The sequence below is a fragment of the Domibacillus antri genome (assembly GCF_001936625.1).
Lineage (GTDB): Bacteria > Bacillota > Bacilli > Bacillales > Domibacillaceae > Domibacillus > Domibacillus antri.
In genome coordinates this window covers 43,721-62,219 of sequence record NZ_MSDU01000038.1, presented here as the reverse complement: position 1 = coordinate 62,219, position 18,499 = coordinate 43,721, and the positions used below count along the sequence as shown (strand labels likewise).

The following is an 18,499-nucleotide window of genomic DNA, read 5'->3' as shown; positions in this document are numbered from 1 at the left end:
CATCAATACCACGTCCCTTTCGCGCTGTAATGCCACCATTCGCCGTCCGTATAGTACACTTCCACGCATTGTTCCTGCGCGTTCCATTTAACCTTTTTAATGTGACCCAACGAGCGTTTTTCACGTTCGCTACTGCCCATCACTGAAAGATGCTTACGGTGGACCATGAGCAGAATTTTTCTCTGAGGATCACTTAATTTTTCATAGCCTTTAATTGGATTCATGCTGCTCCCCCTCTCTGTAAGTCCATGTATTTGTTAAACAACCGGCGGCCGGCAATAAGATTTTTCGGATCAGCCTGTCCGGACGCAAGAATGAGCTCTTCGCTGGTCATAAGCTTTCCGGTCCGCTCAAAATGTGTTTTCAATGTTTCAAACACTTCACGCTTTGTCATGCTGCATCACCACCACTCGTATTTTCTTCCGCCGCAAGCCGTATTCGAGCTTCATCCAGACGCTTTTTAAAAGCCGCATCTTTTGCCTGCTGTTCTTTTTTCGTGATCGGTTTCCGTCCGGGCTGGAACATGTACATGCCCGAGCCCTGATACGTCACTTGGCGAATGCTGTTGCTTTGTAAAATGATTGAGTCTTGATTATCCATGTTTCTTTAACCTCCAGTCCTGACCTTCTACATCCATCAGGAATTTGTATCTTTCATCACTACACTGACCGATCAGACGGCTTGCAGCTGCGTAACCGATCTTATCTGCCAGCGTGCCGCGGTCCTCATTGCTGTTGAAAATGATCGGCTTCTGCTTTCGGTACCGCTCATTGATAATCTGGTAGTACATCGTTTCACGCGCTTCCGTCCAACTTGATTTGCCAATGTCGTCCCATACCAGGACATCTGCTTCAAGTGCCGGGCTAAGCAATCTATTCAGCTGCTCCCCTTCGTCTCCAGCCCGTTTTGCCTGCATTAGCTCATTGATATAAACTGCATCCGATACGACTAGCACGTTAAAGCCTGCTTTTAGCAATAGCTTTGAAATCGCCACTTGCAAGTGTGTTTTGCCGATCCCAAAATTGTTATGCTGATGCTTGATTTCCGCTCGGTCTGCAGTCGGCAGTTCTTTTAAGCGCTGCTCACCGACTGAAGCGATAAGGCCGAAATTGTATGGTGGAATGATTTTTTTCTTCCTGCCTTCGCTTTCAGTGCCAATGCGGAACAGATTTACATAATCAGCCGCCATTTTTTTCATTTCGCGTTGGTAAGTTGTATCTGTAACGTAGTTTTCAAAGTTTGCTTTTTGAAACTCATCCGGTATCATCGACTGCTTGAACCGCCGTTTCCATGCTTTTTGTTCCTTGCATTCGCAAAACGTGGCGTATTCTTGCATGACTTCTTTCCCTTGTTGCATTACTGGTCTTTTGCGGAGGATGAGCTCGGTATCTTTGCACTTCGAGCATTCATACTGCTCTTCACCCGCCCCAGGCATTTCTAGCGGATTCAAGTTCTCGGTAAAGCTGCTCTTTTGATTTGCCTTTTGCTGAAGATCCGCCATTACGTCCGCGATACTGGTGAATCGAGGTTGTTCCGCTTTCGCCATGTGGCTTCCGCTCCTTTTCTTGTTTTTCGATATGTCTGTCTAAAATGTGCCCCACGCAATAGGAGAGGCTGTTTATATGATCACGCGGATGTTTAGGCTGATAGCTATCAAACTTTTCTTTAAGCCATATCAGCGCGTCATTAAGTGAAACACCTGCAGCTAAGATTTCTTTTGCAGATTCAAGGTCATCTGGTGTTGTCAGCAAGCCTTTATTTCTAAGCTGGACATACCTTTTAAGCAGCTGCTGGATATCGTCTTGAGGAATATGTGATATTTCTCCGGCTGGAGCTTGTCCAGTCAAATCACCACGCAATGGGTCGGTTGTAGGCACCCCGTCACTGTTTCCTTCGCGCACGCTATTAGCAGAAGCATTGTATTTAATATTGTTTTTAATATTTCTTTTATGGGTGGCGGATTGCCCACTAGCACTAGGGGGTGTTTCGCCACTACTTCTAGGGGGCATTTCGCCACTAGTGGCATCTTGACCACTAGTTGGCATAACGCCACTACCTTTATATGTTTTGATGGTCCACTCTTCATAATTTTTATTGAAAGAAACAATTTTTGTTTTAGTTTTAGAACCTGGGTTTGATTCAATGATCACATTGTTTTGAATGAGTGTTTTTAATGCTTCGCTGACTCGTTTGCGCTCAAGATGTGTAACAGACTCAATGTAGGAAAGAGAAAACTCGCATTCTTTCCTGTTCCATCCGTACGTGTTCCGCCACAAAGCCATCAGCAGCTTGTATTGATTTTGCGTAAATTGAAAATGCTGAATCACATCCAGAATCTCGTTGGCAATCTTGGTGTATCCGTGCTCCAGCTGGACATCCGCCACCTGTTCACCCCTCCTCCCGTTCTCTCTTTTTAAGAACTACCTGCTTCTCTATTCGTACTAGTATCAGATGTGGGTGGGAGGACTTGAAGTAGCTCCTCGCCCACCTGATATATTCTTCGTTACTTCTGGACATTTGCCGGATAAACGAAGGGATATCCATTTTGAATTCCATTACTTAAATGGCAGATCATCATCGGAAATTTGAATAGCGTCCAGATCCATGTCATTTACTGAGGGCTTCTTCGGCATTTTTTCTGCCGTGTCCGTTTCAAGTAACTCAGGTTCTGGTTCCGGCTCAACATCGATAATGACTGGCGCCTCTTCTTCCGCATCCTCAACTTCTTTAATGTCCGGCTCTTTTTCGTCCTCGATCACCGCTGTCTGCATATCGATGGACAAGATGCCCCACTTGCCAAGCATGTTACGGAGAACGGTTTTCATGGCCATGGCATCGTAATCTGATTTCCAGACGTTGTTTTTTGCTTTCTTGTCCTTCATTTTGTTGTGTTTAATGCGATGCTCTTCAATTTCATCCGCTGTCCAGTACACAGTTTTTTCAAAACCGTTAATAAGTTTGAAATAGCCGCAGTAGCCAATGACTTTATCACTTACAGCTGCGTCCAGATCAATCTCAATCTCTTCTGTGAGCCGGTTCCACTTCACCAGTTCACCTTCACGAACCGGAATGACGTTGATCGCTTTGTACTGTCCTGTGCGTAACGCCAGCTGAATATATCCTTTATAGCCCAGCTGGAACTGCGCTGCCTTGTGCCCCTTCTTGCTGTCATAAAAAGCAACGATCCATGCATATCCAAGATTTTTATCAATCGGCAGATCCAGTGCGGCGGCAACCATTGCGCTTGATACAATCGACATCGGTTCAGCTGCCTGCAACTGTGGATCGCCGTTATAAAGATTCAGTAAGGATGACATAAACTGTGGCGCTTTTTTCTCAAGCACCTGTTCAAATTTCTTCCGCATTGTCGGGGTGCTAAGCAGTGATTTCAGCCCAAGATTTTGAGCAGATACTTGCTGAGCCGGCGCGTCTTGCTGCTTGTTTGCCAGTTGGTTTTTCAGTCCTGCGTTTGTGGCCATTAGCGCGATACCTCTTTCGTATTGAATTTTCGGAAGTTTGTTTGTTTCAGCACCTGTTTATAAACATCCGGGAATTTTTCTTGAAGTGCTTTTGAATCCACCCGGTTCTGCGTTTGGTTCTTCCAAGACACTTCAAATGAGCCCACACGCCCGATTTCAGCGTTTTTCAGTTCTTCTTTCAACTGGTTTTCAATTTCGGTTTTGGATGCTTTCAGCAACTTTTCGTCTGCTTTCACTCGTTCGTAATTCATGAGAAGTTCTTCGTATTTCGACGGAAGCACAATCTCTTTCCCCGCTTCTGCCCGCTCGTATTTTTCTTTTAAATACTTCTCAGCGGCACTAGAACCGTCCAATGCCGGCGGAATGCCTTTCAGAACGTTTTGTTCCCAGAAATCTTTTTCTGCTTTGAAAATCATCTGGATCAATTCGTCATCGCGTTCAACTTCTTTCCAGATGAACTTGTTGCCACCGATTAAAACGGCGGCATAGCCTTTTTCCTTGCCTGTCACACCGAGATAATGCTGAATCTGCACGAGATAGGTGTCTGGGATCTCATCAGCTTCCCACTCTTTCGCCAAGTACGCACTGGCTGTTTTACATTCCAGCAAGGCTGATTCCCCGACCACCATACGGTCCACGTTGGCTTTGATAAATGGATAATCCGGATGGCTGTACATGAAGTTTGAGCGGCGGACTTTTTTATCTGTCCGCTTTTCAAATTCTTTTGCAACCACATTTTCCATCTGGTTACCCCAGTAAATCGCTTCGTTGTCCAATTCCTGTGGCGTTACCTGTCCGGTCTTCTCAAGCCACAATTCAAATGCTGTACGGTACTTGTTTAAGCCGAGGATCGTACCGGCATCACTGCCGCCGATCCCCTTATTGCGTTCCTGCAGCCATTCATGCCATGACATATCCAGAGTTGAAATGGCGTTCATGTTCTTTGCCAAAATCTTCACTCCCTTGATTCAGTTTTCATTGTGCTGTACAATGTTCGTAATAATATTTTTAAAACCACTGACTCCTGCTCCAACAGGAGTCTTTTCATGCCTTCGTAAACCGGACGCCCATTACTTCAATCAGATAATCTTCCAAGCTTTCCAAGCGCACGACTTCGTTGTCTTCTGTAATGATGATTTCCTCACCGGCGAAGTATTCATTGCCAAAGTAATCAACACCTTCCGGCTCCACCTGCATGCCTGTTGGATAGCCTGTCCGTTCAATTTGTGTAATCATTGGATGATCCAAAATAGTTCCTCCTCTTAACCTAGTTTTTTCACTGCTTCATCCGGGATCTGCCGTGTCTGATCGGTAAAACGATGGATAAGTGTTAAACGGTCATCTTTCTTCTTTCCGACAAACCAGTTATTCGGATTCAATCCGTATGACAAGATCACAGCACGTTCGGCTCTTGTCGGCTTTTTTGCTTTCATGGAATCACCTTCTTTCTAATTTACATACAAGTGCGCGCCTAACACCGAGTGGTATTGCCACGCACCCGCTGCGATGGATGATGTCCATCGATAGCAGCCGGAACAGGTACGGGGGAAAACCTGGCCCGATTGCTATCGACGAGCACCGGAGTGCCCATCTGTTAAATGTGTGATATAATGTTTTTTGAATAATTAGCTGTTAATTCGACGTCTGCTCTGACCAGCAGGCGTTATTTTTTTGCTCTTCTTTCTGCCTTAACCTCACCGGTTGCCATGCCCCAGAAGTACGCCGCCGCCACTGCGATCAGACAAAACCCTATGATCTTGAACCAAAACATTTCGTTTCACCCTTTCTTCCTGAATCAATTCCAGTTCTCGCAAACTATTTAACAGATCAACCGTGCGACGCTTTGCATCTATTAAGTCACCGCTGATTAAGTGTTCTTCAATGCGATAAAGCAAGCTGTGCGCGCATTTCTTCTCGTTCAATTCTGTATTCACGCTTCCACCCATCCTTTGGCTTTGATCCGGGTTAAGGTCTCGTCCCGCACCTGTTTCGGATTAATGAGATACGCTTCATGCAAGTGCCTGCGAAAGTTCGCCGCGGCCATTTCCATTTCATTGAGCTCCACGATCAGCTCTTTCACCCACTCTTTTTCAGCCTTACTTGCTACGTCAGGTGGCCGGCACCAGTCAAACTCTCCGGATTCTGTGCGGATTTTGTTATAAACATCTGCGCACTCTTTTAATAGAAAGTGTTTAAAGGAAAGCCGGTGCTGATCAATGGCTGGTCCTCTTAACACTGGCGGTGTAAACCCACTGCTGAACTCGAAGATCAGGTCCATTACGAAAGCCGGACAGTCGTTAAACACATTGATCGCTCTTTTGGCAATATCCTTTTGCAATGGACGCCGGTCATTTTTTATGTGACTGCCCATCTGTGGGGAAACACCTATGTCGAATGAAAGCTGATTTACTGACATCCCCTCTTCTTCGATTAGCCGTTCGAATATTTCTCCCGCATTGATTGATTTTTTGATGTCCATAAGCTGGCACCCCCATCTTTTGTATTTTGTTGTAACTTTCTTCATACGTTTCAGTGCTTTACTGTAAAAGAAAGGTTATGCTGACTCGTCACCAGCGAGCCAAGCGTCGATTTCATCAAGGTTAAACAAAAACACTTGAGGTGAAATTTTTCGGTGCGGGATAGTGTTTGCTTTCACCCCGCGGTATAAAGCTGTAAGCGCAATGTCCACGCCGATTTCCTTAAAATATTTGTGAAGGTTCTTTACGCCAGTGACGACTCTTGCTTTTGTTTTCATTGTTTATTCCTCCTTATATGATGTTTCCAAATGTTGAATGACAGCGAGATTCGCTGTTTGTGGAAGGTGAGGCCGTAAAGCACCTCAATTATTGAGCACCTTCCTTTCTTAGCAGGTTCTTCCTTCCTGTGTTACTATTTTCATAGGAAGGAGGTGGAAATATGGACAGCAACCAAACAAATAAAATAAACCGCGTTTCATTAAAAGCAATGACGATTCATAGCTTGCAGATTATGATTGATCAATTTAAAGAATTGAGTCCTAACAATGACTTTCAAATTCTGCTGCTTACTCCCTTTGGATTTATCGCGGGAGATTTAGAGGCACTTGCTTCTACCGAAGAAATGCTGAGTCCCAATGAAAATTCGAATTTCAATTTTGATGTTTCTGCAGTTGTAACTACAAGAAACGAATTTGTTAATAAGATGAAAGATGAAAATCCTGCCGTTGAAGTTATTGATAATGGCGCTGCTCTTAACTTTAAAAATGTAAGAGTGTTTAAAGATCAGCTGTGCGAACCTATCCTGAACATGAATCAAATGCTTGTTTTTGCAGATCAGATAATATCCTTTTCGATAGTTCCTCGGGATTTTGATCAACAGGAATTGTAATTACTACAGGAGCCGCCGTTGCCGCGGTGGCTTTCTTTTCTAATTCAGCAACACGCTGTTCTAATTCCTTAATGCGTTTTTTGGAGAACATTGTTTCACCTCCTTAATGTAACGAGCTTAGATATTGTCCTTGTTTAAATGACAGCAATTTTCGCCATACTGGGAAGGTGAGGCCGTGAAGCACCTCAATTATTAATCACCTTCCTTTCTTAGCAGGTTCTTCCTTCCTGTGCTACTATTTTCATAGGAAGGAGGTGGAAATGATGATTGAAACTTATGATGATCTATTTGTGAAGCAATGTATGAGATGTCATACACCCACACCAACGGATCGAGAAGAAGGAGATGTATATTGCCAAAAATGCGCTTCTCCTCTGGCTAACCGTTGCACAAATATCAGCGACGATAACTTCAGCAACTATGAAGGATGTGGTGTTGCACTCAAGCCAGAAGCTGTGTATTGTCCAAAATGTGCAACCATTTCTCTTTTCGCAAGGGAACAGTTAATCGAGAATAAATATCCCAAAGTTGAGTTAGTATCTAACTTTGAAGATGATGAACCTGTTTTTTAATGAACAACTGTTTTTTGATCAGATAATTTAGTCGCGCAGCGTGTGCAGTAGATAGCGTCATAGTCATGGTCTGTTTTGCCGCACACGGTGCATCTCACATGCTTTTCAGGCTTCTTCACTGGTCGTCCTCCTGTTCTAAACTTAATAATTCGCAAGGCTCTACAAGCAGTAGGTTAATGATCGACCCCACGGTGGCTGGATTTGGAGTTTAGCTTATCTCCTTAGCTGACTTCTTTTTCAATTTCGATACATTCAACAACGGATTCCGTTAGTTTATCATCAAAAAAAACAGCCACTGGTACTCCTAAAACGGAAGAAATGATTTTAAGTCTTTCAACTCCCAAAGTAGTTTCGCCTGATTCTAAGTACCGGTAACCTTGCAAGGACATTTTAAGCGCATTAGCAATGTGAGTTTTAGTTACTCCTTTTGCTTCTCGAATTTTAGCTACATTTTTATGAACCATATTATCACCTCCACCCCACTAACGTTTTCCGTTAATTACATAATACTAACGATTTCCGTTAGTGTCAACTGATAATTTTAAAAAAGTCTCAAATTACGTTAGTTTTATATCATAATCCGTTAGTAGGTGGTAATATTTTGATGAAAGGGGATCTTTTATGGCTATAAACAACAGAATAAAAGAATTGAGAAAAAAGATTGGTCTTACTCAAAAACAGTTAGCAGAGAAGGTTAATGTTTCCCCTCAAGTTATTTCAAACTGGGAAAGAAAATACACCAATCCTGATCATGATGATGTAAAAAAGTTATCTCAAATATTCGATTGCTCTACTGATTTTTTACTCGGATTAGCTGATGAAACGGATTCTTCAAATAGAAATGCTTTACCGGAACTGTCTGCTAAAGACGAGCGCGACATCGCAAGAGACCTGGAAGCAATGATTAACAGCCTTGAAAGCAAAAACGGCATGGCAAGTTTCGATGGCCACACTGTCGATGAATTGGATGAAGAGGATCGGGAGCTGCTCATCGCTTCTCTTGAACAGTCCATGCGTCTTGCCAAAAGAATTGCAAAGCAAAAATACACACCTAAGAAACATCGTAAAGAGCAGGAGTGAGCCTATGCAGGTTAAAGATACCGTACAAACACTCATTCAAAAATATGGTACGAATGATCCGTTTGAAATCGCGGATCGAAACAACATCCTGCTCTCTTATGAACCGCTCGGTCGTATACTCGGTTATTACAATATGTATAAGCGAGTAAAATTCATTCATATCAATCATCAGCTGAATGAGATCGGGCAACGCTTTGTTTGTGCTCATGAGCTTGGTCATGCTGTGCTTCACCCAAAGGCAAATACACCTTTTTTAAAAAGAAATACTCTCTTTTCTGTTGAACGGATGGAAGTCGAAGCCAACACGTTCGCTGTTGAGCTACTTCTTCCAGACGAAAAAATAATTGAATATTCGGACTCGAACTATACTCTTTATCAAATCGGCGAAATGCATGGTATCCCTCGTGAGATCGTGACGCTGAAGAAGATAGAGTCATTTTTTTAGCTGTTCACTGGTACTTTTATCTTATTAAGTAAAATTGAGGTGGGGCAATTGAATCAAAAGAATCCAAACGCTGCCATAGGCTGTATGGCACTGCTTATTGTGAGCGTTCTTGTTTTTTTCGGCATCCTTATTGCGGTGTTAATGATGGATACTGGTGAAGATCAGGCTGAGCCGATGGATAATGCCTCTGGAACTGTTCAAACGGATGCTGAAGCAGCGGAAGAGCAACCTGAAACGGCTAACACAACTGTAAATTGGTCTGCAACCATTTCAACGATTGCCGCTTCAAACAAAACAGAAACAGAAAAATTTGATGAGGTAATGATTTTAGCGAATGACTATTCCCCTTCTCAAGAAGAAGTGACCGAATTTGAGCAATATCTTGTTGCTGAATTTACGAACGGCAGCTATCTGGCCGATATTAAAAATCATGACTATATGCTGGGTAACATTTTTAAAGCTGAGGTTGTGGCTGATTACTACGCTGACGACATGACAAATCCGATGGGAGACTTTTCATTCGATTTCCTCCAAAACACAAAATACACCTATCGCGGCGTTGACGCAGTGGATAGCCAGCCGGTTATGGCAAACGAGGAACAAATGAAAAAATCGTTAGCTGATATGGGGAATTAATAAAGAAGGTGAAAAGAGATGAACCAAAAAGGCTGCATGGGCTGCCTGCTTCCTTTTATCATGTTCTTAATTATGCTGACGGCGCTGTTGTTTAATCATATTTTAACGAAAGACAACATTGTTGCGGAAGAAGCGGTGATCGAGGAAACGGAAGAGCCGGCCATAAATGAGGCACCTATGGAAGAAGTTCCATCTATTGAAGAAACAGAGCCAGTCGTGGAGCAAGAGCCTGTGATCGAAGAAGAGCCGGAAACTGTTGCTCAAACTGAGACAGAAACCGAAGACCCTCTTACTGAAATAGAACAGCAGACTGAACCAGCTGTAGAAAGTGTTTATTATGAAAATTGCGGAGCGGTACGTGAAGCTGGCGCAGATCCAATTCGTACTGGCGACCCCGGTTACGGTACTCATCTTGATCGCGACGGCGATGGCGTTGGCTGCGAACAATCTTAATGAAAGGGGAATAAATCATGGGTTTTAAATTTCGAAAAAGCTTCAAAGTAGCCCCCGGTGTTAAAGTGAATGTCAGCAAAAAAGGCATTGGGACAAGCGTTGGTGGTAAATATGGACGTGTGAGCACTAGCAGCCGCGGCACAACCGTTGGCGGAAGCATTCCCGGTACCGGAGTCTCTTATTCCAAAACGACAGGCAAAGGCAAAAAGAGTACCAAAGAAAAAAATCAGCAGGCTAGTGGTTGCTTGTCCGGATGCCTCGGCTGCTTCGGTTTGATTTTTATTTTCGGTATTTTATTTGCGGCGTGTTCGGCATTTATTGGTGACGATCCGCAGCCAGATGATGTTGCGACAACTAAAGAAACAGAAACTGCTCCTGTTGAGGCTGAGAAAGACACAACGACAATCGACGCAATCAACACAAGAACCGACATGATCAAGTTCAGCCAATCGGACCAGTGGATTTCCATTGGTTCCTCACCTCCTTCTTTAAAAAAATGGCCGGTTCACCAGAGGAACAGCTTGAAGAATTGCAGGAGTTCTGGGAGATCATCAAAAAACGAGGATTAAACAAAAAATAACTCCTTCCACGTATATCAGGTTGTAGACATTTTATTCAGGTAGAAGCGATATCTACAACCTGAAATTATAAAACAGATTGTTTGCTTTTTTGCAGCTAACCTGCTCGTGTAAATTTAAAATAAAAATAGTATTCTTCTCTCACTTATCAAAACACATTAAAAAAGAGAATACCTATACTCACTAAAATGAATATAAATATCCTCTCTGTAAATAATCTTTTCATTCATTTTTCATTTCACAGGGTAGACATGTTTTGTCATCATACATAATGTCATAAGGTACCTTTCTTCCACAAGTTGTACAGATAGTTCCTTTTTCATTAATAACTATACACTTTTCACAAATAGGCCGCTGTTCATAATCAAAATAAATCCCTATTTCTTTACCACACTCTATACACAAATCATCTTCTGTATAAGTACCTACTTCTCTTAAAGCACCGTCGACGATTTCTATATCATCATATAGATTAATATCTGACCAATAATCTAAATATGAGTCTATTTCACGCTGAATTTTTACAGATATTTCGCCCTCTAACTCATGTATCCTAGGGGCTGATAAAATTATCTCTTTAGTATCGTCGTCTCTTCCCCCATATTCTTGAGAAAATGCTTTTAATTTTAAATTAAAAGTTACAATATATTCAGCTATCCCGTCATTGTAACCTTCAAAATTATATGAAATCAAATCATTTTCCAAAAAGTCTTCATCCATTTCAAAATTGCTGCCGTCATATTGAGTTAAAGTAGATGTATCAACAAACCCATCTCCTGCACTAATCAGAGCTTCTTGAACATCACTATATATAAAACTCTCTTTTAATTGTTCAATATAGTTTTCTAAATCATATCCTAAAATCCATTCTGCTGGAGTAGGAACCTCTTCATTGTACATATCAGCTACTGCTGTAAAAAATTCTTGCGAAGTAACTCCCAAAACATCCTTTTTCGTTTGTTTGTGAAATTCCTCGATTAGTTCTAATCTAAACCCTATTCTTTTCGAATCATTTATTTCAAACCAATCCTCTTTAACATCATCTGTGACAAATATCAAATTTAAATTTTTTTCTTGGCAATAAGCAAGCACTTCTTTCCAAATTAATAAGTCCCCATACGCTTGCACGCCTGTCTTTTTCTCTCCATCTTTATAACCAGGAGGTGTACGCTTTTTATATCGTCTTTCTCCTTCCGCACATAGCAAGTATATTTCATCAAGTGTGAAAGCCTCCAAAAGCTTATTATTAATAACTAGTTTATCAACTAGCTGTTTTATCATATCTTTGTTCAAAAAATTCTTATTCAATTCTTCAAAGTTTCCATGTTCTGACACATAGTCCCCAAAAATGTTTTCAAGACGTTCAATTTCATTAATAATATCTTGTCTTAATTCATCAATACGAGGAAATTTAAAAGAATCCAAAATATCAAATTGTTTCTGTAACTTACTTTTCATCTGATCAACTGGTTGAGTTAAGTTAGAAACCGCATTTTTAAACTTATTTTGTTGCCTATTTATCGAGGCTCCGTGGTTATTATCGAACTCCCTTTTCACAGTACTTGGAAGAATTAATTTATTACTAATATGATTAGTTAGTTTTGCAAAAAACTCTGCTGTTTCTGGTGAATATTCATATAGATTTAAATAAATATTTGTATCATACACGATACAAGAATTTTCATTATTAATCAGATTTATTATTTGTTTTTTTTTATTTTCAATACTCTCTGTCATACAACCCATCCTTATTAATTTATCAATCATGGAATGTTTAAATAATATTTGTACTCACTATTCGAATTAATAAAAGAGTGTATAAGAAACCATTGTATAAATGAATAATAGGTTGAAAGAAAAGATCAACTATTCACATATAGTTCTTTATGACCTGATTTACTATGCCTCAATGTTTTTCACCGGATTTTTTTGCATTTTTTGTTTTTATATCTTCCGTTCCTTCAATCCAGCTATCTGGAATTAATGCCTTTCCATCTCTCCAACGCTCAGTTACATGTTCTTGAAAAGACTCATCTTTTAAGTCAGCGTGATCAGTAATTATAACTTGGAAATTTGGTTCTAACTCTTTTACAACTTCGAATATTAAGTCAAACATTTTCTTTACGGCTTCTCTATCCTCATCTTTTAAAAATTCAATTGATCCCAGCAATTTTTCATCTTTTTCTCTTGGATAATATACCTGTGTGGGCTGATCTAAAAATAAAAATCTTGGAACAGGTCTGTTTTGTTTAGTAAAATATTTGTGTAATGCTAGGTGTGCGATCAAATGGTATGCCACCCAGTTTTCCCCACTCCCAATTCTGTAGAGAGGAATTGCTCTGTCTACTTTATCTATTACTACCGTCAACTTGGAAATATCTAAACGAACAGGGTTTCCACTGTGCTCTATATCAAAGTTATTAGCCCACTCGGTCATTTGAAAACCGATACGATTTAAAATGGATTGGATCCTTAATTCTTTTTCTTCATTATCCAGTTGACTCTCTAGGTTGCTTACTTTTTCTTTCAATTCTTCAACTGCTTGCTCTAAATCAGAATAATCTTCATTCAAATTAACGCTTTCTAGCCATAAACTAATACGCCCAATAACTCTGCTTCTTCTTACATTTAGGTCCCTTAATTCCCTTGCAGCTTGTCCTTCATTATATATTCCATCGATTATTTTGTTTATTTGATTTATTTCATCTAATATTTTTTGTTTTTCTTCTTCTTTCTTTTCAATATATTCACGGAGTCTAGGTCTTTCTCTAATAGTAGCTTCTAAATTCTTTTTCACCCTACTCAAAGAATTATTAATGGCACTAATACTTGGAATAGGGGTATCAAGTTTATTCGAACATAGCGGACACAATTCTACGTCAGTTTGAATATTATTGAACAAGTTAATCGACTCAAGTCTAAATTCCTGTTGCTGAATTTCTTTAGCATACCCTTCCGCTTCACTAGTAAACGTTTTGGCTGCGCGGATTTCCTCAGATTTATTGTTGAAATTGTCTTTTAAGTCTTGTAGTTTAAGCTGCAACTGTGTTAATTTGTCTACTTCAGGAAAATTAACTTCACCAGGAATCCAGTTTATTGTCTTTTCCAAGATTGCTATTTGTGCTTCTAATTCAGATGGATATGTCTGCAAATTAGTTAATCCAACTTCATTCGCTTCTGCTAAAAGACTTACTGCCTGGGTAACACCTTCTCCTCTAATTAATTGAACTTCTTTTAGCGCTCTTTCTGCTTTTTTTAATTCTCTTTTACTTCTAGTTAAATTTTGTTCAATGGCTAATCTATCTTCCTGTACAGCTCCTAAAAAATACGGCAAAGTATCTTTTTGTGCAAAACCTATAAATTCTTCTGACTGTCGATGGAACAAAGTCCGCTTGCTAGCAATTTCATCTTGTTGTTGCAGGCAATAAAAGAGTGCATGTTTGATATTAGCTTCCAAAGGCGGTCTTGTTTGTCCCTGTAAAGGGGTATGTAAATTTGGTGATATACCTATTTTCCGAGATAATGTATCTACTAATGCTTCATTAGTAGTATTAGCCTCAGGAGCGTGAAGAGGACTTTGAACTAATTCTCCTTCTTCGATGTAGGCGGAATTTGTAGACGCTCGGCCTAAATCAGGGTTTTCCCTAGCTATAAACATCTCGCCTTGTGAATATTTTATTCTTAATCCATACCAAGATACTGTTTCTCGAATAATTCCCTCTGGAACCATACAAGTATCCCTACCCAAGCAATACTCAATAATATCAATAAGAGCTGACTTCCCTGTACCTGATCCACCTGTAATGATATTGGTTCTACCAACTTCAAATTTCAAGGTTCTTTTTTGACCCTTTTTACTATATAGTACTATCTCGATAATTTGCAATTTATGGTTTCACTCCCCACATCATATAAATGGTTGTTGGGGTGCCTGCGCTGGCAAACCATTGCCCAACAAACTCACTTTTCTTAAAAATATCCGCTATTTCTCCTTGTTCATGTCCAGATATTTTTCTTTTTTTATATTTTTTTAAAAGTATCTTTCCTTCATCATCTATTAACAGCGCTTTATTCTGTAACAAAAAGGAAATACTCTCTTTAGTAACTGGAACTAATGCTTTGGCACGTTTTCCAAATTCAATTCTCAAATACTGATTTTGCTCCAGCCAAACGTGCATTGGTTTGCGCATTCTAGTATTAATTTGTTCGCGAGTAGGTGCATGGAGCACTATAGGAAGAATTAGAAATAATAGTGAGTAGTCAAAAGGTTTGTCGGCGACTTGATTGTATTTTTTTAAACAACGTCTGATTATTTCACTACAGAAAGCAGGGTTTAGTAAATTCGCAATTTCTTCTGGCCTTTCATCCCACGGTTTCATTTCTACCTCCTGTATATTTTTTATATAAATCCTGTAAACGTTCTATATACATACTATGCCATCCTACTTGAAGTTTATTTGATAACATATGATAACTTCCCCTTAATATATATGGCGCTGTACATTTAGGACGAATTGGAATTTCAGCCTGCTGATCAATCCAATTAAATAATGCCCTTCCTTCTTTTTGTAATACTTCTTCAGCAGATTCCTCTCCTAAATCTTCAAGCATTGTTTCGAACCTTCTCTCCCATTCGTCAATAAGCCTGTCTTCATAATTCTCAAGTTCATTAACTAAAATGAGTTCGTCCCTTATCCATCTAGATCTTTGCTCGTATGCTTTGTAATAATCACTGATTGCTTTATTAATTCTAGGTTGCCGAACAGTTATTAATTTTAATTGCTCAATAAAAACTTTTTCCTCATCTTGCAATTCGTGTCCTTCATATGTTTTTATGTTCATAAAATCCATTGGTAAATTGTCTTGTTGAAATTGCTCTTGAAGGTCGTGTATAAATTCTCTAACTTCAATATGTGAAATTGATGACAAGCCATCTAAAGACAAATGCTCAATTGCTTTATTAAACCAAAACCCTTCTAAACGTTCGTATACCGCTTTCACAAATTGTGGTCTCGCAGCATATATTAGCTCTCTTAAAATAAAATCTTTTGTATCTAAAATTGAAGGGGAATTATCTAAAATAAATACTTTACTCAATAATTTTTTTCTTTGGGAATCGCTTAAAGAAAGATATGTATCGTAAGCTTTCTTATTACCCTTGTTTTCGGATTTCTCGGCAATTCCATCTAAAATTTTCATTGCTTCATGGATATCTCTTTTATTAGTTTGACTTGGATATAATTTGCTAGCAGCTGAATCATCCGCAGCTCTATTTGTAGTAATTAACATGTATTTTACATCTTCGAATTTTGATTCATCATTCAAAAAAGCTGTACACCAGACTCGGAGAGTTTTCCACAGATCACTACTGCTATTACTTAATGAAGATTCATTACTTAAATGATGTTTTGTCTGAATGAGTTCTATGGGGGAACCATCTTTTTCAAATGCCACATCGTCAAAACGTTCAATTGATATTAGCGAATCAGGATTAGACTTTAGCAACATTAATAATGCATAGCGAACTTGATATAGATAGCCTAACGCTTGAGCATTAGCTGAAAATTCCGTGCTCAACTTTTCCAACTCCTTACTCTAAAAAGCTTTAATATTAATTTTAAATTTGAAGTATTAATCTGAAATCTTTTTCATTTTATCATAAAATTGGTACTATTTTCTTAATGAATAACAATAGTTTACATAAATCTATTCAATGTATCTCTTTTGAGATAAATTATCTAACTTTGCGACAATTTTCGCGCTTACCTCTTTTCTCCATGGTATGTTTTGTTATATACTAATCAAAACGTATGTTCCTATAATTGTAAATTGGAAAAGAGGCGTCCCTTATGACCTATGTGAAATCCCATCTTGAAAACTTTATTGAGAATTTGTACACAAAAATTTCGATTACTTCTCCAGAGCAGCTAGATATAGAACTAATTGCCAGGAGGCTCAATATAGAGGTGGGGTATAGTCATAAGAAAAGCAAGTGCGCTGAGCTTGATGGCATTATGATGATTAGACTTAATGAAAATTTGTCAAAAGCTGAACAATGGCAGGAATTTGCTCATGAGGTTTGTCATCTATTAAGACACTCAGGCAATCAAACCGAGCTGCCCTTCCCTTTTGTTCAGCTGCAAGAGTGGCAGGCAAATACTTTTGCCCTTCATTTTTGTATACCGACTTTTATGCTTGAAAAAGCAGATCTGCCTTTTGATAGACGGTTGGCTATCAATAAAGCTGCAAAGCTATTTAACGTGGAGCATGCTTTCGCTGAGGAGCGTCTTGCTCTCTGGGAGATTCAAATGATGGGCGCCATGTACGAAAAGTCCTCTTCCTTCTTTTAGGAAGAGTCATCTTTTTTCTGTAAGTGATCGTGTATGCTCCCTTTTACATTAAGGACGTTGAAAAAACCTTTTTGTATTTGTCAGCTGATTGAATACTACTCGATTTTCATAAAAGCTTAAAATGAGGTCAAAGAACGCTGCTTTTGACCAGTCTGGAACATTTGGATTTATGACGGATTTTCCATCGGAATAAGGTAAAATAGAATTAACAAGAATCTTTACTCAAAAAGAAAGGAGCGTGCCTTATGTCGAGTTATATTGTTTTAGATAAGAAAAACCCGGACGACAAGACAGAGCTTCCCCGCATAAAGATAACCGTTGAGTTAGGTTATGATGAGCGCGGCAAACGGATCCGGCGCAAAAAGACTGTTTCTCTCAAAACACTTTCCGCTCGTGCTGTTAAGAAGGCAATCACTGAGTTTGAGATTGAAGTAGCGACCAGCAGCCCGATTGATACGAATAATCTTAAATATAGGGAAGCTGTTGCATTGTGGCTTGAAAATCATGTGTCACACCTCTCTTTTCAATCACAAAAGGCATATCAGCAAAATATCCAGGCGGCATTAGACTTTTTCGGAGAAATGAAGCTAAAGGACTTAAAGAAATTCCATATTGTCGAATTTATGAACCATTTAACAGAAGATGATGTGAAGTCTGCCGATTATAAGATGCGGGTAAACCGGCTGATGCTGCAAAAAATGGTTGAGTGGGACCTAATGCCGGAGAATGTGGCAAAGACAGTCAAAAAGAAAAAGCAACAAAAGAAAGAAATGCTGTTTTACGATGTAAATGAGGTAAAGCGACTATTTGAGATTCTGGAAGACGCCATGCCGAAGCATCGAATGGCTATAAAAATGGCTGTCCTTTCCGGTATGCGCCTTGGAGAAATTTTAGGCTTGACGATGGAAAACGTGAATTTTGCGGACAATACCATTACAGTGAAGCATACGCTGGTTCATGACACAAAAAAAGATATTTATTACCTGGGCGATCCGAAAAACAAGAAAACACGTATCATCCCTATGCCGGATGATTACATGAAAGAATTACGTAAATACATCAATGAAGTGAAGAAAACTCGAATGGCCTATGGTTCCGAATGGAGAGGCATCGAAGGAATGGATTTAATCTTTTGCCGCCCAGACGGATATCCGCACCTTCCACAGACTTTTTTGAAATACTTTATAGAGTTTACGGAGAAACATGGCCTAAAGCGAATTCGATTCCATGATCTGCGCCACACTCACGCTTCCCTTTTATTATCGAACGGCGTGAATATCAAAGTTATTCAAGAACGACTGGGTCACAGCACGATTACATTGACCATGGACACATACTCGCATTTAACGAAGGAAAACGAGCAGGAAGCTGTTACAAAATTAACGAGCATCTTTTAATGTTTTTTATACTTCGGTCCCCTTTTGGTCACCTGAAACAAAAAATAACGATAAAAAATGATAGAAACCCTTGATAAATAAGGGTTTCTATTTTTATGTCCAGATAAGGATAAATTATCTTCACTATACATAATAATATTATC

Annotated in this window: 26 protein-coding genes; 9 read left to right on the top strand and 17 right to left on the bottom strand. The window is 39.6% G+C overall.

The genetic code is table 11. The features are described 5' to 3' along the window. Positions 1-2: 2 nt before the first annotated feature. The 12 genes from BTO30_RS14220 to BTO30_RS14175 all read right to left on the bottom strand — a co-directional run bounded on the left by BTO30_RS14220 (position 3) and on the right by BTO30_RS14175 (position 6,234). Positions 3-224 carry a hypothetical protein gene (locus tag BTO30_RS14220; protein ID WP_075399371.1) on the bottom strand — a complete coding sequence of 74 codons (222 nt, stop codon included), beginning with the start codon at positions 222-224 and terminating at the stop codon, positions 3-5. After that, the gene (locus BTO30_RS17430) at positions 221-394 is read right to left on the bottom strand and encodes a hypothetical protein (protein WP_169829360.1); all 174 of its coding nucleotides are present in this window, start codon (positions 392-394) and stop codon (positions 221-223) included. The genes BTO30_RS14220 and BTO30_RS17430 overlap by 4 nt, the downstream gene beginning before the upstream one ends. Next, positions 391-600, bottom strand: a complete 210-nt coding sequence (locus BTO30_RS14215; RefSeq protein ID WP_075399370.1) for a hypothetical protein — start codon at positions 598-600, stop codon at positions 391-393. Before BTO30_RS14215 ends, BTO30_RS17430 begins: the two co-directional genes overlap by 4 nt. Further along, positions 593-1,336 (bottom strand): ATP-binding protein, encoded by a 744-nt coding sequence (locus BTO30_RS14210; RefSeq protein ID WP_245796481.1) that lies wholly within the window; start codon positions 1,334-1,336, stop codon positions 593-595. Before BTO30_RS14210 ends, BTO30_RS14215 begins: the two co-directional genes overlap by 8 nt. A gap of 82 nt (positions 1,337-1,418) precedes the next feature. Further along, a complete protein-coding gene (locus tag BTO30_RS14205) occupies positions 1,419-2,384 on the bottom strand; it encodes a replication protein (protein WP_075399368.1) in 966 nt (321 codons plus the stop codon). 171 nt (positions 2,385-2,555) lie between these two features. Beyond that, entirely contained in the window at positions 2,556-3,479 is a 924-nt protein-coding gene (locus BTO30_RS14200; RefSeq protein ID WP_075399367.1) for a recombinase RecT, read from the bottom strand. Further along, entirely contained in the window at positions 3,479-4,417 is a 939-nt protein-coding gene (locus tag BTO30_RS14195) for a YqaJ viral recombinase family nuclease (RefSeq protein WP_075399378.1), read from the bottom strand. The genes BTO30_RS14200 and BTO30_RS14195 overlap by 1 nt, the downstream gene beginning before the upstream one ends. A 106-nt stretch (positions 4,418-4,523) precedes the next feature. After that, entirely contained in the window at positions 4,524-4,727 is a 204-nt protein-coding gene (locus BTO30_RS14190) for a YqaI family protein (RefSeq protein ID WP_083632443.1), read from the bottom strand. A gap of 14 nt (positions 4,728-4,741) precedes the next feature. Then, positions 4,742-4,912 (bottom strand): DUF6906 family protein, encoded by a 171-nt coding sequence (locus BTO30_RS17425; protein WP_169829359.1) that lies wholly within the window; start codon positions 4,910-4,912, stop codon positions 4,742-4,744. A gap of 261 nt (positions 4,913-5,173) precedes the next feature. Beyond that, the gene (locus tag BTO30_RS14185) at positions 5,174-5,413 is read right to left on the bottom strand and encodes a hypothetical protein (RefSeq protein WP_075397186.1); all 240 of its coding nucleotides are present in this window, start codon (positions 5,411-5,413) and stop codon (positions 5,174-5,176) included. Continuing rightward, positions 5,410-5,958 carry a helix-turn-helix domain-containing protein gene (locus BTO30_RS14180; RefSeq protein ID WP_075399366.1) on the bottom strand — a complete coding sequence of 183 codons (549 nt, stop codon included), beginning with the start codon at positions 5,956-5,958 and terminating at the stop codon, positions 5,410-5,412. Before BTO30_RS14180 ends, BTO30_RS14185 begins: the two co-directional genes overlap by 4 nt. Before the next feature lie 75 nt (positions 5,959-6,033). Beyond that, positions 6,034-6,234, bottom strand: a complete 201-nt coding sequence (locus tag BTO30_RS14175; protein ID WP_075399365.1) for a helix-turn-helix transcriptional regulator — start codon at positions 6,232-6,234, stop codon at positions 6,034-6,036. A 161-nt stretch (positions 6,235-6,395) separates the two neighbouring features. Here BTO30_RS14175 and BTO30_RS14170 point away from each other — a divergent pair, with 161 nt between their 5' ends. Both BTO30_RS14170 and BTO30_RS14165 read left to right on the top strand, forming a co-directional pair. Further along, positions 6,396-6,845 (top strand): hypothetical protein, encoded by a 450-nt coding sequence (locus BTO30_RS14170; protein WP_075399364.1) that lies wholly within the window; start codon positions 6,396-6,398, stop codon positions 6,843-6,845. Between the two features lie 263 nt (positions 6,846-7,108). Next, complete coding sequence (locus BTO30_RS14165) at positions 7,109-7,417, top strand: hypothetical protein (protein WP_075399363.1); 309 nt, start codon at positions 7,109-7,111, stop codon at positions 7,415-7,417. 221 nt (positions 7,418-7,638) lie between these two features. Here BTO30_RS14165 and BTO30_RS14160 read toward each other — a convergent pair whose 3' ends face one another. After that, on the bottom strand, positions 7,639-7,881 hold the full coding sequence (locus BTO30_RS14160; protein WP_075399362.1) for a helix-turn-helix domain-containing protein: 243 nt from the start codon (positions 7,879-7,881) through the stop codon (positions 7,639-7,641). A 157-nt stretch (positions 7,882-8,038) separates the two neighbouring features. On the opposite strand from BTO30_RS14160, the gene BTO30_RS14155 reads away from it, so the two are divergent. The 5 genes from BTO30_RS14155 to BTO30_RS14135 are packed head-to-tail and all read left to right on the top strand — an operon-like array spanning position 8,039 to position 10,600. Beyond that, a complete protein-coding gene (locus BTO30_RS14155; RefSeq protein WP_075399361.1) occupies positions 8,039-8,497 on the top strand; it encodes a helix-turn-helix domain-containing protein in 459 nt (152 codons plus the stop codon). Positions 8,498-8,501: 4 nt separating this feature from the next. Beyond that, positions 8,502-8,942 carry an ImmA/IrrE family metallo-endopeptidase gene (locus BTO30_RS14150; protein WP_075399360.1) on the top strand — a complete coding sequence of 147 codons (441 nt, stop codon included), beginning with the start codon at positions 8,502-8,504 and terminating at the stop codon, positions 8,940-8,942. A gap of 48 nt (positions 8,943-8,990) precedes the next feature. Continuing rightward, positions 8,991-9,578 carry a hypothetical protein gene (locus BTO30_RS14145; RefSeq protein WP_075399359.1) on the top strand — a complete coding sequence of 196 codons (588 nt, stop codon included), beginning with the start codon at positions 8,991-8,993 and terminating at the stop codon, positions 9,576-9,578. 18 nt (positions 9,579-9,596) lie between these two features. After that, the gene (locus tag BTO30_RS16920; protein WP_143331980.1) at positions 9,597-10,031 is read left to right on the top strand and encodes an excalibur calcium-binding domain-containing protein; all 435 of its coding nucleotides are present in this window, start codon (positions 9,597-9,599) and stop codon (positions 10,029-10,031) included. A 17-nt stretch (positions 10,032-10,048) separates the two neighbouring features. Continuing rightward, on the top strand, positions 10,049-10,600 hold the full coding sequence (locus BTO30_RS14135; protein WP_075399358.1) for a DUF4236 domain-containing protein: 552 nt from the start codon (positions 10,049-10,051) through the stop codon (positions 10,598-10,600). A 231-nt stretch (positions 10,601-10,831) separates the two neighbouring features. Here BTO30_RS14135 and BTO30_RS14130 read toward each other — a convergent pair whose 3' ends face one another. The 4 genes from BTO30_RS14130 to BTO30_RS14115 form a co-directional block, all read right to left on the bottom strand. Then, on the bottom strand, positions 10,832-12,346 hold the full coding sequence (locus tag BTO30_RS14130; protein ID WP_075399357.1) for a PIN domain-containing protein: 1,515 nt from the start codon (positions 12,344-12,346) through the stop codon (positions 10,832-10,834). 169 nt (positions 12,347-12,515) lie between these two features. Next, positions 12,516-14,495, bottom strand: a complete 1,980-nt coding sequence (locus BTO30_RS14125; RefSeq protein ID WP_075399356.1) for a DUF3732 domain-containing protein — start codon at positions 14,493-14,495, stop codon at positions 12,516-12,518. Position 14,496: 1 nt separating this feature from the next. Beyond that, positions 14,497-14,988 (bottom strand): three component ABC system middle component, encoded by a 492-nt coding sequence (locus BTO30_RS14120; protein WP_075399355.1) that lies wholly within the window; start codon positions 14,986-14,988, stop codon positions 14,497-14,499. Next, on the bottom strand, positions 14,972-16,186 hold the full coding sequence (locus BTO30_RS14115) for an ABC-three component system protein (RefSeq protein ID WP_075399354.1): 1,215 nt from the start codon (positions 16,184-16,186) through the stop codon (positions 14,972-14,974). Before BTO30_RS14115 ends, BTO30_RS14120 begins: the two co-directional genes overlap by 17 nt. Positions 16,187-16,458: 272 nt before the next feature. On the opposite strand from BTO30_RS14115, the gene BTO30_RS14110 reads away from it, so the two are divergent. Beyond that, positions 16,459-16,959, top strand: coding sequence for an ImmA/IrrE family metallo-endopeptidase (locus BTO30_RS14110; protein WP_075399353.1), 501 nt, complete (start codon positions 16,459-16,461; stop codon positions 16,957-16,959). Positions 16,960-17,204: 245 nt separating this feature from the next. Continuing rightward, a complete protein-coding gene (locus BTO30_RS14105; protein WP_075399352.1) occupies positions 17,205-18,356 on the top strand; it encodes a tyrosine-type recombinase/integrase in 1,152 nt (383 codons plus the stop codon). The last annotated feature ends 143 nt before the right edge of the window (positions 18,357-18,499 follow it).

What these genes read in the sequence shown, in the direction of transcription:
- BTO30_RS14110 (WP_075399353.1), top strand. Translation starts at nt 16,459, where the DNA reads ATGACCTATGTGAAATCCCATCTTGAAAACTTTATTGAGAATTTGTAC.
- BTO30_RS14195 (WP_075399378.1), bottom strand. Translation starts at nt 4,417, where the DNA reads ATGAACGCCATTTCAACTCTGGATATGTCATGGCATGAATGGCTGCAG.
- BTO30_RS14180 (WP_075399366.1), bottom strand. Translation starts at nt 5,958, where the DNA reads ATGGACATCAAAAAATCAATCAATGCGGGAGAAATATTCGAACGGCTA.
- BTO30_RS17425 (WP_169829359.1), bottom strand. Translation starts at nt 4,912, where the DNA reads ATGAAAGCAAAAAAGCCGACAAGAGCCGAACGTGCTGTGATCTTGTCA.
- BTO30_RS14175 (WP_075399365.1), bottom strand. Translation starts at nt 6,234, where the DNA reads ATGAAAACAAAAGCAAGAGTCGTCACTGGCGTAAAGAACCTTCACAAA.
- BTO30_RS14215 (WP_075399370.1), bottom strand. Translation starts at nt 600, where the DNA reads ATGGATAATCAAGACTCAATCATTTTACAAAGCAACAGCATTCGCCAA.
- BTO30_RS14150 (WP_075399360.1), top strand. Translation starts at nt 8,502, where the DNA reads ATGCAGGTTAAAGATACCGTACAAACACTCATTCAAAAATATGGTACG.
- BTO30_RS14135 (WP_075399358.1), top strand. Translation starts at nt 10,049, where the DNA reads ATGGGTTTTAAATTTCGAAAAAGCTTCAAAGTAGCCCCCGGTGTTAAA.
- BTO30_RS14165 (WP_075399363.1), top strand. Translation starts at nt 7,109, where the DNA reads ATGATTGAAACTTATGATGATCTATTTGTGAAGCAATGTATGAGATGT.
- BTO30_RS14200 (WP_075399367.1), bottom strand. Translation starts at nt 3,479, where the DNA reads ATGGCCACAAACGCAGGACTGAAAAACCAACTGGCAAACAAGCAGCAA.
- BTO30_RS14155 (WP_075399361.1), top strand. Translation starts at nt 8,039, where the DNA reads ATGGCTATAAACAACAGAATAAAAGAATTGAGAAAAAAGATTGGTCTT.
- BTO30_RS14210 (WP_245796481.1), bottom strand. Translation starts at nt 1,336, where the DNA reads ATGCAAGAATACGCCACGTTTTGCGAATGCAAGGAACAAAAAGCATGG.
- BTO30_RS14160 (WP_075399362.1), bottom strand. Translation starts at nt 7,881, where the DNA reads ATGGTTCATAAAAATGTAGCTAAAATTCGAGAAGCAAAAGGAGTAACT.
- BTO30_RS14130 (WP_075399357.1), bottom strand. Translation starts at nt 12,346, where the DNA reads ATGACAGAGAGTATTGAAAATAAAAAAAAACAAATAATAAATCTGATT.
- BTO30_RS17430 (WP_169829360.1), bottom strand. Translation starts at nt 394, where the DNA reads ATGACAAAGCGTGAAGTGTTTGAAACATTGAAAACACATTTTGAGCGG.
- BTO30_RS16920 (WP_143331980.1), top strand. Translation starts at nt 9,597, where the DNA reads ATGAACCAAAAAGGCTGCATGGGCTGCCTGCTTCCTTTTATCATGTTC.
- BTO30_RS14220 (WP_075399371.1), bottom strand. Translation starts at nt 224, where the DNA reads ATGAATCCAATTAAAGGCTATGAAAAATTAAGTGATCCTCAGAGAAAA.
- BTO30_RS14105 (WP_075399352.1), top strand. Translation starts at nt 17,205, where the DNA reads ATGTCGAGTTATATTGTTTTAGATAAGAAAAACCCGGACGACAAGACA.
- BTO30_RS14120 (WP_075399355.1), bottom strand. Translation starts at nt 14,988, where the DNA reads ATGAAACCGTGGGATGAAAGGCCAGAAGAAATTGCGAATTTACTAAAC.
- BTO30_RS14170 (WP_075399364.1), top strand. Translation starts at nt 6,396, where the DNA reads ATGGACAGCAACCAAACAAATAAAATAAACCGCGTTTCATTAAAAGCA.